The 17003-nt window shown below is 40.9% G+C and carries 20 protein-coding genes; 13 read left to right on the forward strand and 7 right to left on the reverse strand.

Annotated elements, in window-relative coordinates; translation table 11 throughout:
* The first annotated feature begins 364 nt into the window (after window positions 1-364).
* The 4 genes from PSH54_RS10340 to PSH54_RS10355 all read left to right on the forward strand — a co-directional run bounded on the left by PSH54_RS10340 (window position 365) and on the right by PSH54_RS10355 (window position 5327).
* Window positions 365-2032 carry a methyl-accepting chemotaxis protein gene (locus PSH54_RS10340; RefSeq protein WP_273606083.1) on the forward strand — a complete coding sequence of 556 codons (1668 nt, stop codon included), beginning with the start codon at window positions 365-367 and terminating at the stop codon, window positions 2030-2032.
* A 303-nt stretch (window positions 2033-2335) separates the two neighbouring features.
* A complete protein-coding gene (locus PSH54_RS10345; protein WP_273606084.1) occupies window positions 2336-2809 on the forward strand; it encodes a MarR family winged helix-turn-helix transcriptional regulator in 474 nt (157 codons plus the stop codon).
* A 146-nt stretch (window positions 2810-2955) separates the two neighbouring features.
* On the forward strand, window positions 2956-3705 hold the full coding sequence (locus PSH54_RS10350) for a serine/threonine protein kinase (protein ID WP_024033091.1): 750 nt from the start codon (window positions 2956-2958) through the stop codon (window positions 3703-3705).
* 269 nt (window positions 3706-3974) lie between these two features.
* Window positions 3975-5327, forward strand: a complete 1353-nt coding sequence (locus PSH54_RS10355; RefSeq protein WP_273606085.1) for a magnesium transporter — start codon at window positions 3975-3977, stop codon at window positions 5325-5327.
* Between the two features lie 42 nt (window positions 5328-5369).
* On the opposite strand, the gene PSH54_RS10360 is transcribed toward PSH54_RS10355, so the two are convergent.
* The 4 genes from PSH54_RS10360 to PSH54_RS10375 all read right to left on the reverse strand — a co-directional run bounded on the left by PSH54_RS10360 (window position 5370) and on the right by PSH54_RS10375 (window position 8170).
* Entirely contained in the window at window positions 5370-6203 is an 834-nt protein-coding gene (locus tag PSH54_RS10360; RefSeq protein ID WP_029774567.1) for a mechanosensitive ion channel family protein, read from the reverse strand.
* Between the two features lie 37 nt (window positions 6204-6240).
* Window positions 6241-6960 carry an LrgB family protein gene (locus tag PSH54_RS10365; RefSeq protein ID WP_138684442.1) on the reverse strand — a complete coding sequence of 240 codons (720 nt, stop codon included), beginning with the start codon at window positions 6958-6960 and terminating at the stop codon, window positions 6241-6243.
* A complete protein-coding gene (locus PSH54_RS10370) occupies window positions 6953-7306 on the reverse strand; it encodes a CidA/LrgA family protein (RefSeq protein ID WP_138579034.1) in 354 nt (117 codons plus the stop codon). Before PSH54_RS10370 ends, PSH54_RS10365 begins: the two co-directional genes overlap by 8 nt.
* Window positions 7307-7378: 72 nt before the next feature.
* Window positions 7379-8170 (reverse strand): crotonase/enoyl-CoA hydratase family protein, encoded by a 792-nt coding sequence (locus PSH54_RS10375; RefSeq protein WP_273606086.1) that lies wholly within the window; start codon window positions 8168-8170, stop codon window positions 7379-7381.
* Window positions 8171-8419: 249 nt separating this feature from the next.
* Between PSH54_RS10375 and PSH54_RS10380 the strand changes: the two genes are divergently transcribed.
* From PSH54_RS10380 to PSH54_RS10390, 3 genes are all read left to right on the forward strand, one after another.
* Complete coding sequence (locus tag PSH54_RS10380) at window positions 8420-8749, forward strand: HI1450 family dsDNA-mimic protein (RefSeq protein ID WP_004586214.1); 330 nt, start codon at window positions 8420-8422, stop codon at window positions 8747-8749.
* A gap of 66 nt (window positions 8750-8815) precedes the next feature.
* A complete protein-coding gene (locus PSH54_RS10385; protein WP_276537847.1) occupies window positions 8816-9595 on the forward strand; it encodes a DUF481 domain-containing protein in 780 nt (259 codons plus the stop codon).
* Window positions 9596-9611: 16 nt separating this feature from the next.
* Window positions 9612-10100 carry a hypothetical protein gene (locus PSH54_RS10390; protein WP_126007932.1) on the forward strand — a complete coding sequence of 163 codons (489 nt, stop codon included), beginning with the start codon at window positions 9612-9614 and terminating at the stop codon, window positions 10098-10100.
* Between the two features lie 41 nt (window positions 10101-10141).
* Here PSH54_RS10390 and PSH54_RS10395 read toward each other — a convergent pair whose 3' ends face one another.
* On the reverse strand, window positions 10142-10627 hold the full coding sequence (locus PSH54_RS10395) for an FKBP-type peptidyl-prolyl cis-trans isomerase (protein WP_004586217.1): 486 nt from the start codon (window positions 10625-10627) through the stop codon (window positions 10142-10144).
* Window positions 10628-10639: 12 nt separating this feature from the next.
* The gene (gene ygfZ, locus PSH54_RS10400) at window positions 10640-11551 is read right to left on the reverse strand and encodes a tRNA-modifying protein YgfZ (protein ID WP_273606087.1); all 912 of its coding nucleotides are present in this window, start codon (window positions 11549-11551) and stop codon (window positions 10640-10642) included.
* A 162-nt stretch (window positions 11552-11713) separates the two neighbouring features.
* Here ygfZ and PSH54_RS10405 point away from each other — a divergent pair, with 162 nt between their 5' ends.
* Window positions 11714-11965 carry an FAD assembly factor SdhE gene (locus PSH54_RS10405; protein WP_004586219.1) on the forward strand — a complete coding sequence of 84 codons (252 nt, stop codon included), beginning with the start codon at window positions 11714-11716 and terminating at the stop codon, window positions 11963-11965.
* Window positions 11958-12377, forward strand: a complete 420-nt coding sequence (locus PSH54_RS10410) for a hypothetical protein (RefSeq protein WP_273606088.1) — start codon at window positions 11958-11960, stop codon at window positions 12375-12377. Before PSH54_RS10405 ends, PSH54_RS10410 begins: the two co-directional genes overlap by 8 nt.
* Here PSH54_RS10410 and nadB read toward each other — a convergent pair.
* Window positions 12352-13962 (reverse strand): L-aspartate oxidase, encoded by a 1611-nt coding sequence (nadB, locus tag PSH54_RS10415; protein WP_024033085.1) that lies wholly within the window; start codon window positions 13960-13962, stop codon window positions 12352-12354. The genes PSH54_RS10410 and nadB overlap by 26 nt on opposite strands.
* A gap of 245 nt (window positions 13963-14207) precedes the next feature.
* On the opposite strand from nadB, the gene rpoE reads away from it, so the two are divergent.
* Genes rpoE through PSH54_RS10435 form a run of 4 tightly spaced genes read left to right on the forward strand, consistent with a single transcriptional unit; the run spans window position 14208 to window position 16841 of the window.
* On the forward strand, window positions 14208-14789 hold the full coding sequence (rpoE, locus tag PSH54_RS10420; protein ID WP_004586222.1) for an RNA polymerase sigma factor RpoE: 582 nt from the start codon (window positions 14208-14210) through the stop codon (window positions 14787-14789).
* A 1-nt stretch (window position 14790) separates the two neighbouring features.
* Window positions 14791-15417, forward strand: a complete 627-nt coding sequence (locus PSH54_RS10425) for a sigma-E factor negative regulatory protein (protein ID WP_024033083.1) — start codon at window positions 14791-14793, stop codon at window positions 15415-15417.
* Between the two features lie 4 nt (window positions 15418-15421).
* Window positions 15422-16372, forward strand: coding sequence for a MucB/RseB C-terminal domain-containing protein (locus PSH54_RS10430; protein WP_029771929.1), 951 nt, complete (start codon window positions 15422-15424; stop codon window positions 16370-16372).
* Between the two features lie 19 nt (window positions 16373-16391).
* Complete coding sequence (locus tag PSH54_RS10435) at window positions 16392-16841, forward strand: SoxR reducing system RseC family protein (RefSeq protein ID WP_273606089.1); 450 nt, start codon at window positions 16392-16394, stop codon at window positions 16839-16841.
* Window positions 16842-17003: the final 162 nt, after the last annotated feature.

The following is a 17003-nucleotide window of genomic DNA, read 5'->3' on the forward strand; positions in this document are numbered from 1 at the left end:
TGTCCCGCTTTTTGTATAAGTATTTATTATTAGAATTGTGATGATTATATGTTAAATAAAAATGCCTGGCTACCTTAATGTGAGATGAATAGTGGTGGAATTGCTTGAGTGTTAACTAAGTAAAAGGTAATGAAAATGCCTTACTGCACAGTGTTTTCGATAAAAAATGCGACTAATGTCGAGTGATAATGTATATCTAAAGCGCTGTAATCTAATTATAATGCGCCCACCTTGCCAGCCCTTGGCAACCCCCTGCGCTATTTATAAATTGATATAAATAGTGACATATTGAATGCTTACTTTATTGCGTTGATTACTGCAAAGCAGACAGTGATAACGTGCATACCCTATTTGTGGAGATTTAATGAGTAACTTAAGCTTGAGAAATAAACTTTTATTACTGGCTATTTTACCGTTGAGCTTGTTATTAATTAGCTTAATGGCCAGCTCGTACTATTTAGAATCGCAAAACCAGCAACAAAATTTTGAAACAATTAAATCTAAACTCATTAAAGACAAACACACGCTACTTGCCACCGAAGTGGAAATAGCAAGCAAGTTGGTACGCCATCAGTTGGATAACGGATCAACACAAAGTGTTAAAAATGTCCTTAGGGAGCTTACTTTTGGTGACGACGGTTACTTTTTTATTTACGACACACGCGGCGTTAGTGTGTTCCATGCCTTGTTAGGAAGTGCTATTGAAGGGCAAAATAAAATAGGGATGACAGACCCAAATGGTAAAAAAATAATTGTTGGATTATTAGAGCAAGCACGTAAAGGTGGCGGGGCATTTAATTACCATTTTCAAAAGCCAAATACCAACGGGTTAGTAGAGAAAATAGGGTATGCCGTAATGATACCAGGTACCGATTGGATGATTGGTACGGGTGCCTATATGGATGATATACAAACAGAGCTTGCAAATTATGAACAGACTATGCAATCACATACTCGCGAAAAAATAACTACCTTGTTATTGATTGCCTTATTTTGGGTTGTGGTTAGCGTAGTGGGCGCACTTTTAGCGTCTAACGCTATGGTTAAACCTATCCAAATAATGGGCCAAAGCTTAGATGATATTGCTAAAGGTGAAGGCGACTTAACAAAACGCCTAGCTATACATACGCACGATGAAATAGGGCAGTTGGGCGAATCGTTTAATGTGTTTGTTAGCAAGCTGCAAAGCATTATAAGTAATGTGGCTGATGTTACTAATGATGTAAAAAATGCCTCAAGCGATATCAATTCGCAAACAAAACTGTTTGAAAATAAACTGCTTAATCATAACCACGAAACTGACCTAGTTGCCACAGCGATTACCGAAATGTCGGCCACCTCTCACGAAGTGGCTAAAAATACCACGCAAGTTGCTGAGTCTACTCATACGGCAACGCTAGAAGTGGCAAAAGCGCAAGAGTGCGTAGATATTTCCCTAAGTGAAGTTTCTGGCCTTATGGGCGAAATTAACCTAGCTGCTGATCAGGTAAACTCTTTAAGTGAGCAATCTAAAAAAATAGACAGTGTACTTAGTGTAATAGGTGGCATTGCCGAGCAAACTAACTTGCTTGCACTTAACGCCGCCATAGAAGCCGCACGTGCCGGTGAGCAAGGCCGGGGTTTTGCCGTGGTGGCTGATGAAGTAAGGAGCTTAGCGAGTCGTACACAACTTAGTACCCATGAAATTAGTGAAATGCTAAGTGAATTACATAACTTAGTGGGCGCCGCGGTAAATGCCATGCAGGCGAGCCAAGCAAGTTGTAATCGCTCAGTTGAGTCATCGCGCGATATATCGCAAAGTTTAGGTGCTGTGACTACGTCGGTTACCACGATTAACGACATGAGTACGCAAATTGCAACCGCTGCCACAGAGCAAAGCTCAGTGACAGAAGAGATAAACCGTAATGTGTTTGCCATTCAAGAAATTGTTAATGAACTAACCCAAGCAAGTAAGGCCACCTCTGAGGTTAGCCAGCATTTAGCAGGGCGCGGCGAGAACTTAGGACAATTAATAGGGCAGTTTAAGGTTTAAAATTTAAAACGGCATTGCATAAACCACTACTAGCCGCAACTTATGTTGCGGCTTTTTATTTTAAATAAAAATGGTTTAGGGGGAGTTTACTTTTTGAGGTTGAATTTTTAGCAAGGCACTTTTATTTGGAAAAGCTGTGCTTATATTTTAAGGTTGCTGCAAAGGCATAGGCTTATTAACGCCAAACATGTTAGACCCTAGGTAGAACAAATTTTTATTTTTGAAAGTACGCTAACCCTAGGGAATTTTATTAATAATGTGTAGTCTATTACACGCATTTTGAATAAACAGAGTAACCCTTATATGCAACAAAGTATGCCTTCAGTACAAAACGCCGACCCCGAAACGCTCGTAGCAGAGCAAGACCTAGGCCGGTTGATATCGTTTTTACGTTCAAAAATTGCTACACACATTGATGCTCAACTCGATTGTATGGACTTAACCTCTGCGCAATATATTGTGGTGGTGCTATTAGCGCGTGGCTCAGTAAACACATTAGCTGGGCTGAGCGATCATATGGTGTACGATAAAGGCGCGATGAGCCGTTTGTTAAAGCGTTTAGAAGAAAAAGACTTAATTGAAAAAACACAATGTGAGTTTGATAAGCGCTCTACACTTTTAAGTTTAAGTGATAAAGGCAAAGCGCTTTATCCGCAAATAATGCCCTTAGTAAATCAAGTGTACGAAAAAGCACTTAGCGGCTTTTCTGAAAATGAAAAACACAGCGTTATGGACTTACTAAACCGAGCAATAAACAACCTAGATTCACCTTCTTAAATCTCTAAAAAAGATTATCAACATTTTAGCGATACTGTTTCAATAAAAACTTAGCCTGCTAAGTACTAGATCTAATTGTGCAGCAAATCCAACTTTGCTAATATAGTTGCCTAGGCAATTAAAGTTATCATCTTGTTAGGTTTGTTATGATTGAAAATAAGTTGTTATCACAATTACAGCAGCAGTTTCCTGAACATGTATTTATGCAACAGTATTTAAGTGTTGTTCATAAAGGGCGTTTTGCGAACGCAATTGTATACAGGTACAAAGATGATACGTTTGACTTAATAGTAAAAGACTTTAGCCAAAGCCCGTGGTTTATTCGTAAAACCTTTGCCAAGCTTTCTGTAAATCAAGAATTTAAAGGGTTGAGCCGCTTAGCACAGCTTGATGCAGTTGCTAATCGGTTTAGCCGTTTATCGCCGATAGCGGTGGCGTATGACTACATAGAAGGCACGCCGCTTAGAAGCTTAATACACCAGGGTGAGACGTTGCCTGTTGAATTTTTTATTGAGCTTGAACGCCAAGTTGCAAAAATGCACCGCCTAGGCATTGTGCATTTAGATTTACGTAATATGGGCAATATATTATGTGGTAGCGATGGCAAGCCTTATATCATTGATTTTCAGTCAACCATTAGCTTTTCGCGCTTTGCGCGTTGGTTGCAACGTTTTATGCGCGGCTCTGACATGTCGGGCGTATATAAAGCGTGGGATAAGCTAAGTAGTACACCTTTGCCGCGTGCTAAGCAGCAGTATTTACAGCGTTTTAACCATGTTCGTAAACGCTGGATATTTAAAGGCTACCCAATACAACGTGCATATGCATGGGGTGCTGCAATGGTCACGCAGTTTGTAGACTCTGACCTAATACGTAACTTAACCGATAGATTTTAATCCCCCTTTTTCATTGTGTGACTTTGCCCATAACAGCTTAGCGTTATGGGCTTTTTTTTGGCTAAAAATAAGGCCAAAAATTTCTTTTTTAATTTTTAAAATAAACAGTAGTATCGCTGGTGTTTTTACCCCTACAATGCGCAAAAATAATGAGCGCAGTTTCAACCATCAAAGCTTAAAGCGTCTTAATAAGTTTAGGTTTTTTCTGCAATTTTTTATTGTTCAAGTAAACTATAAGCAATGTGCATTTTTAAATTTAAGGTTTCAAGATGATTGAGTATCCAGTCGACCAACTACCGCAGCTAATAAACGATTTATTACAATGCGAAACACACACGCAAAAAAGCCAGCTTTTAGCCGATGCACAGCTTAATTTATCTACTGAGCACCTATCGCTACTTTTTGAAGCCATCCCCAAAGAACAGCGTCTAGAAATTTGGCAGCTATTAGATAAAGACACGCAGCATGAAATATTTGTCACCCTGAGCGATGACAGCTGCTTATGGTTACTGCAAACCTTAGATGATAGCGAGGCATACGCGCTATTAGATGAAGTAAATGTTGAAGAATTACTTGAGCTCGAAGAGGTTATTCCTGAGCGCTTTGTTGATTATGCTAAAAAGCAACTCGATGAAGCACAAACGAAACAATACGATCTTGCTCAGCAGTATCCGCCTGAGCAATTAGGTCACTGGGTTGGTTTCGACTTTCTAAAAATAACTGAAAAAGCAACAATTGCAGGCGTTAAAAAATTACTGCACAAAGGTTTGCCGCAATACAGCGAAGTTGTGTATTTAGTTAGCCGCCAAGGCAGCCTAATAGGTGAACTTGCAGTAAATGATTTAATAAAAGCCAATGAAGGCGATAACCTATTGGCGCTGGCAAACTATGATTTTTCATCATTACATGCTGATGATGATTTATACGAAGCGGCAGAAGTGGTTATTCACAGTGAAAAAATGGCCATGCCGGTGGTTAATACCGATAACAAACTAGTCGGGCGTTTAACCATTAGCTCGGCATACGAACTACGCCAAGAAATTGCCGACGAAGCTGCGGCCAAAGCTGGTGGTTTACGCGAAGACGAAGACCTGTTTGCCAGTGTAAGAAAAAGTGCTAAAAACCGGGGAATTTGGCTGGGTATAAATTTAGCCACTGCGTTTTTAGCATCGTGGTTTATTGGCTTATTTGGCGCAACAATAGAGCAAGTTGTGGCACTGGCGGTACTTATGCCTGTGGTGGCCTCTATGGGCGGAATCGCCGGGAGTCAAACTTTAACGGTAATAGTGCGCGGTTTAGCGCTTGGCCAGGTAACCGACTCTAACCGCAATGCACTTTTAAAAAAGGAGCTACGGGTGGGTGCGGTGAACGGCTTAGTATGGGCATTAGTGATTGGCGCGCTCACCTTTGTTTGGTTTAGCGACATAATGCTAAGCATTACAATTACCGTTGCTATATTGCTTAACTTAGTGGCTGCGTCGTTAGCTGGGGTTGTTATACCGTCTATTTTAGACAAAATGAAAATAGACCCTGCGCTTTCTGGCTCGGTAATATTAACCACGGTTACCGATATAGTTGGGTTTGTGACCTTTTTAGGGTTAGGCAGTTTATTACTGCTTTAAGCTATAAAACAACAAAGCCGCATTAAGCGGCTTTGCTTTTTATTAAGAAAGGTCGCGTTCTTTAATCGTAACCACCCGCTGCGGAAAGGGTATTTCTATCTCAGCGCTATTAATGGCTTTATAAACGCCTGCGTTAATAGCAAGCTTGGTTTCTATTATTTTGGTTGTAGGCACCCAATAGCGATAACTAATGGTTACGCCGCTATCGGCAAAGCGCTCTATGCCTACTTGAGAAATAGGGTTTTGAGCCACCTGATCATGAGCCTTTAACACTTCTTCAATAAGGCTAACAGCGGTATCAGCGCAGGCAGTATAGGCTATGTCTATTTCTCCTTTAACTAACGAGTAACTAAACGAGTTGTGAATAATTTCACCCACTATGTGCTTGTTAGGAATAGTGATTTCTACTTTTTCTTCATCAATTAAAATGGTGTAACCCAGCTCAATTGTTTTTACTTGGCCGCTGACCCCTTTTACTTCAATGGTATCGCCTACCACAAAAGGGCGCGTGGCAATAATAGCAAGGCCTGCGCCATAGTTTGAAAGCATTCCTTGTAAGGCTAAACCCGCACCCAGAGAAGCAGCACCTATAGCCGCTACAAAGGGGGTAACACTAATGCCTATTTTGCCAAGCGCTATCACTACAACCATCACAATAAGCAATACTTTTACCACGTTACTGACAAAGCTGGTAAGCGTGATATCGACATTGTGACGAGCCATCAATTTAGCGACTAAATTTGAGAGTTTTTTAGCCACCCACAAACCCAGTATAAGAATAAAAACGGCACCCACAATTTGCATGCTGTAGGTAACTAAATACTCAGTGAGCATGGTGTAGTATTTTTCAAATTGTTCTATTTCAGAACTGATCATAGTGGGCTCTTTATATTGCGTAATTATTTTTTGCTAACTATAGCAAAGTGTTGACTAAAAAAGGATATAGCACGGGGACTATTATGGCGGTTAATAATGCGCTTAAAGCCATAGCAACCGAGGAAAACGCGCCTATTTTTGGGTGCTCGTCCAGTGCTGCTGCGGTGCCTATAGCATGGCACGCAGTTCCCATTGCTATTCCTTGAGCTTGGTGGTTATTAACACCTATCCACTTAATGAGCATTAACCCAAAGAGCGCACCTAGTAAGCCAATAAATATAACTAATGCAGCGGCAAGGGAGCTAATCCCCCCTAAAGACTCAGTAACTATTAATGAAATAGGCGTAGTTACACTTAATGCAGCTACGGAGGCGCTTAAATTGGCGGGTACATCAAATAAAATACTTAAAATAAAAGCCACCACTGTGGCGTTAATAATGCCTAGGCTACACGTGCTTACTATTAACAGTAGATTTTTTCTGACATGTATAAACTGCTGATACAAAGGTAAGGCCAGTGCCACTATAGCAGGCTCTAATAGCCAACTAAGTAGTTGGCTATGCGTGGAAAAATCAGCATAAGGTAATTTTAAATTAACAAGTACTAAGGCAATAATCGCAATACTTAAAAACACTGGGTTGGTGAGCGACTTTACTATGCTGTGCTGCCAGTGTTTATTAAACGCTCTTAATAATAAAAACAGCAAAATAATAGCGGGAGTTGTTAAGTACCATAGCGTAAGGTGCAGCTCAGTCATTGTTATTTTTACCTTTAACATAGCCAACAACGCTGCTTACCAGTAAAAGCGTACTGGCAGGGACGAGCAAAATAACCAAAACCAAATAGGGCCAATGCAGCTTAATAAGTGCAATGTGCTCGATAAATCCTACCCCCGCGGGTATAAAAAATATTGGCATAATATTTAAAATAGGGGAGGCCGAGGGCTTAATATAGTGCTCTTTCACTACACCTAACAGTAATAAACTCAGTAAAATAACCATGCCAAGGAGCGGTGCAGGGAAGCTGCCACCAATTAAGTGCATTATTAATTTAGCACACCCTAAGCACAGTAAAATAATTGCACTGCTAAGTAAGTACTTCATGATAATGGCTCATTAATATAGAAAGAAATTAACGTTAGCAAATACGCACTATTATTAAATGCTAATTTAGTCTTACCAGCGCTTTGGATTTGCATAGCTTATATCTGTTTTCCCTTTTGCTTTGGCAATTGCTTTTTTAGTATTAGGATTGAGTAACAAGCGAATTTGGCTAAACGTTTCTTTAGCTAAAATTTGTCGTTGGTTTGTTGTGTAGCTTTGTTGAGTAACGCGCTTTATCGCTGCCAGTGTATCGGGGGAGCGTTCACGTAATATATTTAACATGCGCTGTGTGGCCTGTTCGGTATTGTCTGTAAGCTCTGTGACTAACCCCAGCTCGTAGGCCGTGTGAGCACTAATAGGGTTGGCGTGGCTTGCCAGCCACAGCGCTTGGTCGCGCTTTAATAAACCAGCAAGCACTACATTAGCGCCCATATCGGGGCATAGCCCCCAACGCGCTTCCATAATGGCTAGTTTTGCGTGGGTATCAACAATTCTATAGTCGGCGCCCAATGCTATTTGTAGCCCACCCCCTAAACAATTTCCGTTTATTTGCGCAATCACAGGTACGCTTAACGATTGCCAGCCCAGTACCACTTTTTGCGCTAGGTTTTGATTGCCAGGTAGCCATTTTAGCAACAGCCTAACAATGTTTAATGGTGAAGCCATCACTGCAGCCACATCAAGCCCAGAGCAAAAATGCTCACCATCACCTTTTATCACTACGGCGCGAACACTTTTATCTTTTTTTATACGTTTAATAGTACTGTTTAATTGCAAGAACATATCAAAGCTAAGTGCATTTTGTTTTTCTGCGCGGCTTAAAATAACGTTAGCAATGCCTTGTTGTATTTCTAGTTTTATCATTGCGCTCTCCTATTATTATGTGTTTGAGCTTATGATGTACGCCGTACTAAGTAAAGTAACGGTTTGTTTTATAATAAAAAATAAATTGAATTATTTTTAACTTTTTTAGTCAAAGCACTTTGAATCTTATTTAAGCTTAACTGCGCATGAGCTGGTAACAAAAAAGTCATTATTTTTAGCTGTTTTTTCTCAAAACACAGATGAGTTTTGATATTATGTGCGCACTTAAAATGCATTGAGGTTTTACCCATGTCAGGCCCACGTTTATATAGCGAAGAAGAAGTTACCCATCAAGCGTACGATATTTTTTTAGAGCTGGCGCCAAATAATCTTAGCGAACAAGATGTTGAAGACTTTAACGAATACCGAGAAGAACTTGGGTTTATTGAAGAGGGCGAGCCTGATGAGCAATGGCAAGACTTTGTTGCACTTGAAATAGAGCCGGAGTTATTTGTGCAAGTGCTAGTGGGGTTAGAGTTTGAAAACGAAGATGTGTTATTTGCAAAAATTTTAATTAGCCGTGATAAAGACGCGCCGTTTTGTCATATTTTGTGGAAAGAAACAGAGCACGCTGAGTAAGCAGTTTTGTTTGTATGTGCAAGAGAGTTTACCGTGCATAAGTATTTACTATTCGTGTTTTTAATAATGAGCAGCCGCTGTTGGGCTGTTGATCCATTTGAAGACTTTCATGAATATGGACAACTCTCTGATGAAGAAATTCACGAGCTACATAAAGGCGAAATGCTCTATGGCGATACTGAGTTTGGCTTGATTTTAAGTAAGGGTAATACTAACTCTACCAGCTTTAAGTTTAGAGGGAATTTATACCAAGACTTCGAAAATTGGCGTAACCAATTTAAATTAGACACCTTGTATAAACGAGATCAAAACGAAGATACAGGGCAAACCGATGTAACGGCAGACCGTATTTTTGTCTCTGCACAAGGTAACTACAAAGTGGGCGTTAAAAACTCTTCATTTTTTATTTACGGTGACTACGAAGAAGATAAATTTAGCGGCCTAGATTACAAAAGTACAGTGGCTACAGGCTATGGTGCCAGAGTTTACCAAGGTGTAAAAAATAAAGTAGATATTGATATTGGCCCAGGTTTATATCGCTCTGTCGCTGATGATGAGTCAGAGGTAAGCGAAGAAGATGAAAACAAAACCGGTTATTTAGTACGTATTGCAATGCAGTGGGAGCGTTTGGTATCAAAGCGCACGCGCTTTAATCAAGATGTGAGTATTGAGCAGTCTTTGTCGGGGTTAAATTCGCGTTTGAAGTCAGAAACCGCTTTGATTAGCCAAGTCATAGGTGCGGTATCGTTAAAGTTTGCCTACATGTATCGTTATAATTCAAAACCTGAAGACGATAACCTTAAATACGACTCAGAATTAAGCGCCACGTTGGTGTACAGTTTTTAATAATAAAGAGAGCGTTATGTATCAGCATAAACAATATGCGGTGTTTATATTTTTTGTTTTAGCATGGATAGGCGGCTTTGTAGCCTTAGCCTGGAACTTAATGGGCGCCGATGTGCCATTAATGGTATTTGCCGGTGTATTGGTTTTAGTCGGTTTTTTGTTTCATGGTTTAACTGTAAAAGTTGACGAGCAAACAATTAGTTGGGCTTTTGGCCCTGGCGTTGCGGGGCAACGTTTAGCACTAGCTGACATAGTAGAGGCTAAAGCGGTGCAAAACTCTTACCGCCATGGTATTGGTATTCGTATTACGCATGATGGGTGGGTGTATTCTGTATCCGGGTTTAGTGCGCTACAGTTAACCTTAAAAGACGGTACTAAGTACCGAGTGGGAACAAACGATCAGCAAGGCTTATTACGTGCGCTTGAGGGTAAAATAACACCCAGTGAAACCCCTTTAGAGGAACCGGCGCCAATAAAAACCGCGAGCTACAACAATATGTTATAAAAAAAGCGCCTTAGGCGCTTTTTTTATAAACGGCGGTATGATTAGTGATCGTGACCACAACCGCCTTCACCGTGCACGTGGCCGTGCGCAAGCTCTTCTTCGGTTGCTTCGCGCACCTCTAAAATTTCTACATCAAAATTAAGGGTAATACCCGAAAGCGGGTGGTTGCCATCAACTATAACGTCTTCATCTTGAATCTCGATAATCATCACAGATTGATCACCATCATCAGTTGACGCTCTAAATTGCATACCCACTTCAATCTCCATGCCATCAAACATCGACTTAGGCACCGCTTGCATTAGGTTATCGTGACGTTCGCCGTAGCCTTCTTCAGGTTCTACTTTTACATTTAATGTATCACCGGCTTGCTTGCCTTGGAGTGCATTTTCAAGCCCTGGGATTAAGTAGCCTGTGCCAATAATAAAAACCAGTGGCTCGCCATCAAAAGAGTTATCAATGGTATTGCCATCGTTATCCAGTACTGAATAATGCATTTTTACTACTGTGTTTGGTGCAACGATCATAGTCATTCCTATTTATTCATCTTCAAGAGAGTAAGGTAGAGGCAGAATGCTTAGCTCTACCTGAGGGGTGTGCTTTGCACGAAGTACGTGTGTACTTGGTGTATCGTTTGGCAGCACAACAAGGCCAAATAAGGTTTGGCTATTTTCGTTATAGCTTTGGGCAATTAGTTTACCAGCGCGGCGCCAGTTTTCGCCCACTTGGGTTTCAAGCTCAGACTCTTCAAGTAGGCCATCGCTTTTACCTGTAACAATATACATAGCGCGTTTGTTTTTACCTAGGTACTTCATACGGGCAACCGTTTCTTGGCCGGTGTAACAGCCTTTTTTAAAACTAATGCCGTTAATCGCTTGAAGGTTTACCATTTGTGGTACGTATTCGCCAATGGCGTCACTATTTAATTGTGGCTCGCCCGCTTTTATAGCGGCTTCTTGCCATAGTGCGCAGTTATCTAATGTAGACACATCATCTGGCATACTAAATTGGCTATCAACCATTAGTAAAACGCGATTTGGCGCTAACTTAAGGGCTTTACCACTTGGGAAGTCACAGGCCGTTTGGTCATCAGAAAAACGAATATCAAGTTTTTCTAGTACTGGGGTTAAATCGTCACTGATCAACCCGATTAATCTGTTCGTAGAAACATCAATATCTACTTTGGCAAACACAGCGTATTTTTTTAGCTCACTGAGCGACTTCTCTACCTCAGGCTGTGAACCTGCTAAGTAGTAGCTATCTTGGTGAGAAAATAATTTAAACACACCCCACAACTTGCCTTTGGCGCTGCAGTGACCAGCCCATAAATAATTGCTGTTAGATAGTTTATTGAGATCTTGAGTGATTTGTCCGTGAAGATAAGACAATTTATCCGCACCGGTTAGGCTAATAAGTTGGTGAGATAACGGACATGCATAAACGCTCGACATAAAAACCTTCTGTGCAATACAAATGAGTAGACATAATAACGCAGTTATAACCTAGGGTACAGCAACGAAGGCGGGCAGTTTTTTATTATTTGAACACAGATTAATAGCTGCTAATTAGGCGGGTATTTGTTAAACTCGGGACAATTAAGTATGAGGTTTAAAATGACTGAAATTCATAGTAAAGCACGTATACGCTGGGCTTGTCGCCGCGGCATGTTAGAGTTAGATGTTTTGTTTATGCCATTTGTAGAGCAGGCGTATGATTCGTTAAATGCACAGCAGCAGGCTGTATTTCAGCGTTTGCTAACCCAAGAAGACCCTGATTTATTTGCATGGTTTATGGGCCATGAAGAATGTAAAGATGCTGAGCTTAATACCATGGTATCGCTAATTTTAGACCGAGTTCGTGTATAGGTTTACAGTAGTAAATAACAAAGCAGAACAGCGGCCTGTGGTGCTGTTTTTCTGCTTATTAAGTGTGGTATTAGGGCTTTATTTAAGCTCTTTTTTTAGCATTGTTGTTTGTATAACTGTAAATACAATTGCGTTTTACTGGATATGGCAAAAAATAGTGGCTATTCACCCTGAAAGTGGCGTTATTATTTTAGAGCCTAAGCAAATACGCTTCGAAAACGAAAATTTACAGGTTCAGGGGCAAATAACCCCTAAAACAAAAATATTAAATACCAGTGTGTGGTTACACATTAAAGGTTTTAATAAACGCCAATGGCTTATTATTTCAGCTAATGGCGTAAATAAGCAAAGCTACGCACGTTTAAAGCGCGCAGCATTGATTGCCATTAATGGCGAGGTGGAATCAAAATAGTGGGTGTTGGGTTTTCGTTTTGCTCAGGGTAGTCAATCGTATAGTGCAAACCACGGCTTTCTTTACGCTGCATTGCACTTCTAATTATCAGCTCGGCTACTTGTACTAAATTACGAAGCTCCAATAAGTTATTACTTACTCTAAAGTTTGCGTAATAATCATGTATTTCTTGTTGTAATAACTCAACGCGGTGCAGTGCTCGTTCTAGGCGTTTAGTTGAGCGCACAATGCCTACATAATCCCACATAAATAGCCGCAGTTCGTGCCAGTTATGGGTAATAACAATTTCTTCATCAGAATTACTGACTCGGCTTTCATCCCAACTTGGCAGCGCAAGTGGTGCTGGCGCATGCTCAAGTTTACTTAAAATATCTTTAGCGGCAGCGTGGGCAAATACAATGCACTCTAATAATGAATTGCTCGCCATACGGTTAGCGCCGTGCAAACCCGTGTAGGCTACTTCCCCTACAGCGTATAAGTTGTCTAAATCGGTTTTACCGTTAAAGTCGCTCATTACACCGCCACACGTATAATGCGCGGCAGGAACAACCGGGATGGCTTCTTTGGTTATATCAAGCCCTACACTTAAACACTTTGCGTAAATAGTAGGGAAGTGCTCAATAATAAAGTCTTTATCTTTGTGGCTAATATCTAGGTATACACAATTTGCACCTAAACGCTTCATTTCAAAGTCGATAGCACGGGCTACTATGTCGCGCGGTGCCAGCTCTTCTCTATCGTCAAAGTCTTTCATAAAGCGAGTGCCGTCGGGGCGCTTTAAATACGCTCCTTCACCGCGCATAGCTTCGGTAATTAAGAAGTTTTGTAGCTCTGGATGATAAAGGCTAGTGGGGTGAAATTGGTTAAATTCCATATTGGCTACCCTACAGCCTGCACGCCACGCCATGGCAATACCGTCACCGCTAGATACATCAGGGTTTGAAGTGTACAAATACACCTTGCTTGCCCCCCCTGTTGCGAGCGCTACAAATTTAGCGGAAATAGTTTCTACTTTTTTTGCTTTTTTATTCCACACGTACATACCATGAATATGCGAACCCGGCTTACCTAAGCTCTTATCGCTAATCAAATCGATGGCGTTGTATTGCTCGAGCAAGGTAATGTTTTTATGCGCTTTAACTTGGCTAATTAACGTGGTTTGTACGGCCTTACCAGTGGCATCAGCTGCATGTAAAATACGGCGATGGCTGTGTCCGCCTTCGCGGGTTAAATGAAAGCGCTCTTTTCCTTTGCTATCAAACTCCATATCAAAAGGAACGCCTTGCTCAATGAGCCATTGTAAACACTGATGCGCATTACTTGCAGTATAATGCACTGCTTCTCGGTCACATAAACCACCGCCGGCATCAAGGGTATCTTCAACATGTGATTCTATGCTGTCGTTTTTTTTATCAAATACTGCGGCAATCCCGCCTTGTGCATACAGTGTAGAGCCTTCGGTGAGGGCACCTTTACTGATCACAGTAACATTACAATAGTTAGCTAAAGACAATGCAAGAGATAAGCCCGCCGCGCCGCTACCGATAATAGCGACATCAGCAATATGATGTTTATTTTGGTTCATGTCAGAGGTACTTTGCGGTTACAATGCTCAAATTAGAGCAATATTTGTTTTTAATAATGTAGTTGTATCATATTTGTCATATTACTACGTAGTGATTTTAATGGCTTAGCGCCGTTATTTACGACTATTTTATAAAAAAATAATATTAAGCAGAACTTTTTATTCATAAAGAGGTCAGAGTATTTGTGAACAATGGCGACACTATGAATAACCAGCAAGAATCAAACAGAGGAGTACCGGCTCGAATGAGCGAGCAGGAATTAGATTTAGCGCTTGTAAAAAGGGTCCAGCAAGGAGATAAAAACGCCTTCAACCTATTAGTAAAGAAGTATCAGAACAAAATTGCAGGGTTAATTTCACGTTATGTGTCTAACCAAGGCGATATTGCAGATGTTGCACAAGAGGCATTTATTAAGGCCTACCGTGCACTTCCAAACTTTAGAGGTGATAGTGCCTTTTATACGTGGTTATACCGTATTGCCGTTAATTGTGCTAAAAATTATTTAGTAGCTCAGGGCCGTAAACCGCCAGCAAACGATATAGACGCTGAAGATGCCGAGTTTTATGACGGTGCGGATTCGATGCGTTCAAACGCATCGCCTGAAAATTTACTGTTAAGCGACGAAGTACGCGCTGTTATTTTTAATACGATTGATAGTTTGCCTGAAGACCTTAAAACCGCGATTACCCTAAGAGAAATCGAAGGGATGAGCTATGAAGAAATAGCCGTGGTAATGGATTGCCCTGTTGGGACAGTACGTTCGCGTATTTTTAGAGCCCGAGAAGCAATAGATAATAAATTAAACCCATTAATAGGCGAGTCTTAGTATGACAAAAGCACACGTTAACAAGTTGGATAGCGAAACGTTATCAGCATTACTTGACGGCGAACAACACCTTGCAGAGGGTAAAATTTCTGATCAGGATGTTGCTACGTTTGGTCGATATGCGCTAATTGGTGATGCGATGCGTGCTCAAAAAAATAACAACGACATACACATCGATATAAGCGATAACATCGCCTTAGCACTTGAAAGTGAGCCTGTGTATGCCGATTTCACCCAATCGACAGCAAACAAAGCACCCGATACCGAGCACAGTGAAGCGCAGCAAGACAACAAAGTAGTGGCGTTTAATTGGCGCAAGCCGGTTGCACAACTTGCTATTGCTGCAAGCGTAGCTATGTTTGCCATTGTTGGCGTAAATACCTTGCCACAAGGTGCGGGCGAGCAAGAAAGCGAAATTCCGCTTTTACAAACTACCCCATTAACAGGTATGGCGTCGCCGGTGAGTTATTCTTCAGAACCTGCTCTTGAAAACGCTGAGCAAGGTTTACGCGAATTACAGCAACAACGCATTGGCGCGTTAGTTTTAGAGCATCAACGTCAAGCACGTGTTGCACACTCTTTGCAAACAGCGCAAAATAGTGACAAAGCGCAAGAGGAAAAAAACTAATTAAATGAAAGTAATCACTTTTGTTCTGTCGTTGGTATTAAGCTTTAATGTTTTTGCTAACGACACAAATCCCGCCAAAGATTTATTACTAAACATGGCGAACGCTGTGCATACCCGCAATTTTGACGCCTCTTTTGTGGTGGTAAAGGGTAAAGCCATGGAACCTTACCGTTGGGTGCATGCAAAGCAAGGTGAAACAGAGCTTGAGCATTTAAGTTTACTTAATGGCGCGGGCTTAGAAATGGTGAGAATTAACGACCAAGTAACCTACTTTGAACCGCAATCGCAGCCATATTCTATAAATACAGACTCCATTGCTGGGCCAATACCTGAAGTATTATTTAAAGATATTGAAGCATTAAGCAGCCAATATGATTTTGTGCTAGGTGGTAAAGGCCGTATTGCAGGGCGAGCGGCGCAACTGGTGAGAATAGAATCAAAAGATGAATACAAATATAACTATTGGATTTGGCTTGATACAGAGTCATCGCTGTTATTAAAAGCCGCTTATGTTAACCACCAAGGTGAAGCATTAGAGCAGCTACAGTTAACCCATATTAGCGTAACAGAGCAACCAGCACCGATGATTTTAGAAGTGCTCAATCGTAACTTTCCAACGCCGTTACCGGGTAACGCACTGAAAGGTGAAAAAAGTAATGCCACAAACTGGCGCATTGGTTGGTTACCTAATGGCTTTAAATTACTAAAATCAGACCGCCATAAACTTGATTTAAACAACGAACTTACTGACTATTATTTATATTCTGATGGGTTTGTTGAAATTTCTGTTTTTGTACAGCGCCCCTTACCAGGTCGCCGCTTAAGCGGATCATTAACTTCTGGCGCAACGACAATTTATGTGCATAATGGCGGAAACTTTGATGTATCCGTTGTTGGTAATGTGCCAAGCCAAACCGCAAAGGCAATTGCTGAGTCAGTGACTCGCGCATTATAAACAATTCGTAAGGGTTGTTATGATTGAACAAACACTTACAGTGGTTGCCTTAGATGGCGCCACTGCCCACTTAGAAGCCCAGCAAAAAAAAGCCTGCGAAGGGTGTAATGGTCGCTGTGGCTCGCAAGTCTTTACCAAACTCTTTGGTAGCGATAAAAAAACCTTTCCATATCAATTTGATACTCCTGTAGAAGTGGGCCAAAAAGTAACGCTCTCATTAGATGATTCGCATTTAGTCAAACATGCTTTTGCTGTATACATGCTGCCTTTATTTTTAGGATTAACGCTTGCATTTATTAGTGCCGAATTACTACTTTTAGCGCAGGGATGGCAAATATTATTCGCCGCTTTGGGCGGTGTAGGTGGTTACTTTTTAGCTAAAAGCAAAGTAAAAACACTCAGGCATGATGTAAAAGTGATAAAAATTCATCCAATTAGCCTTCCTTTAACGCAAATAGATGGTGATTAAGGCCAATTAAATGTAAAATTGCCGTTTTATACCAGAGTAACTTGGAAATACAGGGTAAAAAGGCAATCAAAATTTGATTATCTAAAGCGCATTTAGCCACTTATATAGCACTTATACCCAATAAGTATTTTCAAGTCACTCAGGTGTTCGTACTTAGCCTAT

Source organism: Pseudoalteromonas sp. Angola-30, assembly GCF_028599215.1.
Lineage (GTDB): Bacteria > Pseudomonadota > Gammaproteobacteria > Enterobacterales > Alteromonadaceae > Pseudoalteromonas > Pseudoalteromonas atlantica.

Bases quoted from the DNA above. Each gene is read 5' to 3' on its own strand.
- PSH54_RS10360 (WP_029774567.1), bottom strand. From the start codon at position 6,203: ATGATCAGTTCTGAAATAGAACAATTTGAAAAATACTACACCATGCTC.
- PSH54_RS10350 (WP_024033091.1), top strand. From the start codon at position 2,956: ATGATTGAAAATAAGTTGTTATCACAATTACAGCAGCAGTTTCCTGAA.
- PSH54_RS10430 (WP_029771929.1), top strand. From the start codon at position 15,422: ATGAAAGTAATCACTTTTGTTCTGTCGTTGGTATTAAGCTTTAATGTT.
- PSH54_RS10355 (WP_273606085.1), top strand. From the start codon at position 3,975: ATGATTGAGTATCCAGTCGACCAACTACCGCAGCTAATAAACGATTTA.
- PSH54_RS10370 (WP_138579034.1), bottom strand. From the start codon at position 7,306: ATGAAGTACTTACTTAGCAGTGCAATTATTTTACTGTGCTTAGGGTGT.
- PSH54_RS10340 (WP_273606083.1), top strand. From the start codon at position 365: ATGAGTAACTTAAGCTTGAGAAATAAACTTTTATTACTGGCTATTTTA.
- PSH54_RS10395 (WP_004586217.1), bottom strand. From the start codon at position 10,627: ATGATCGTTGCACCAAACACAGTAGTAAAAATGCATTATTCAGTACTG.
- ygfZ (WP_273606087.1), bottom strand. From the start codon at position 11,551: ATGTCGAGCGTTTATGCATGTCCGTTATCTCACCAACTTATTAGCCTA.
- PSH54_RS10345 (WP_273606084.1), top strand. From the start codon at position 2,336: ATGCAACAAAGTATGCCTTCAGTACAAAACGCCGACCCCGAAACGCTC.
- PSH54_RS10405 (WP_004586219.1), top strand. From the start codon at position 11,714: ATGACTGAAATTCATAGTAAAGCACGTATACGCTGGGCTTGTCGCCGC.
- PSH54_RS10435 (WP_273606089.1), top strand. From the start codon at position 16,392: ATGATTGAACAAACACTTACAGTGGTTGCCTTAGATGGCGCCACTGCC.
- rpoE (WP_004586222.1), top strand. From the start codon at position 14,208: ATGAGCGAGCAGGAATTAGATTTAGCGCTTGTAAAAAGGGTCCAGCAA.
- PSH54_RS10390 (WP_126007932.1), top strand. From the start codon at position 9,612: ATGTATCAGCATAAACAATATGCGGTGTTTATATTTTTTGTTTTAGCA.
- PSH54_RS10365 (WP_138684442.1), bottom strand. From the start codon at position 6,960: ATGACTGAGCTGCACCTTACGCTATGGTACTTAACAACTCCCGCTATT.
- PSH54_RS10385 (WP_276537847.1), top strand. From the start codon at position 8,816: ATGAGCAGCCGCTGTTGGGCTGTTGATCCATTTGAAGACTTTCATGAA.
- PSH54_RS10375 (WP_273606086.1), bottom strand. From the start codon at position 8,170: ATGATAAAACTAGAAATACAACAAGGCATTGCTAACGTTATTTTAAGC.
- PSH54_RS10380 (WP_004586214.1), top strand. From the start codon at position 8,420: ATGTCAGGCCCACGTTTATATAGCGAAGAAGAAGTTACCCATCAAGCG.
- PSH54_RS10425 (WP_024033083.1), top strand. From the start codon at position 14,791: ATGACAAAAGCACACGTTAACAAGTTGGATAGCGAAACGTTATCAGCA.
- nadB (WP_024033085.1), bottom strand. From the start codon at position 13,962: ATGAACCAAAATAAACATCATATTGCTGATGTCGCTATTATCGGTAGC.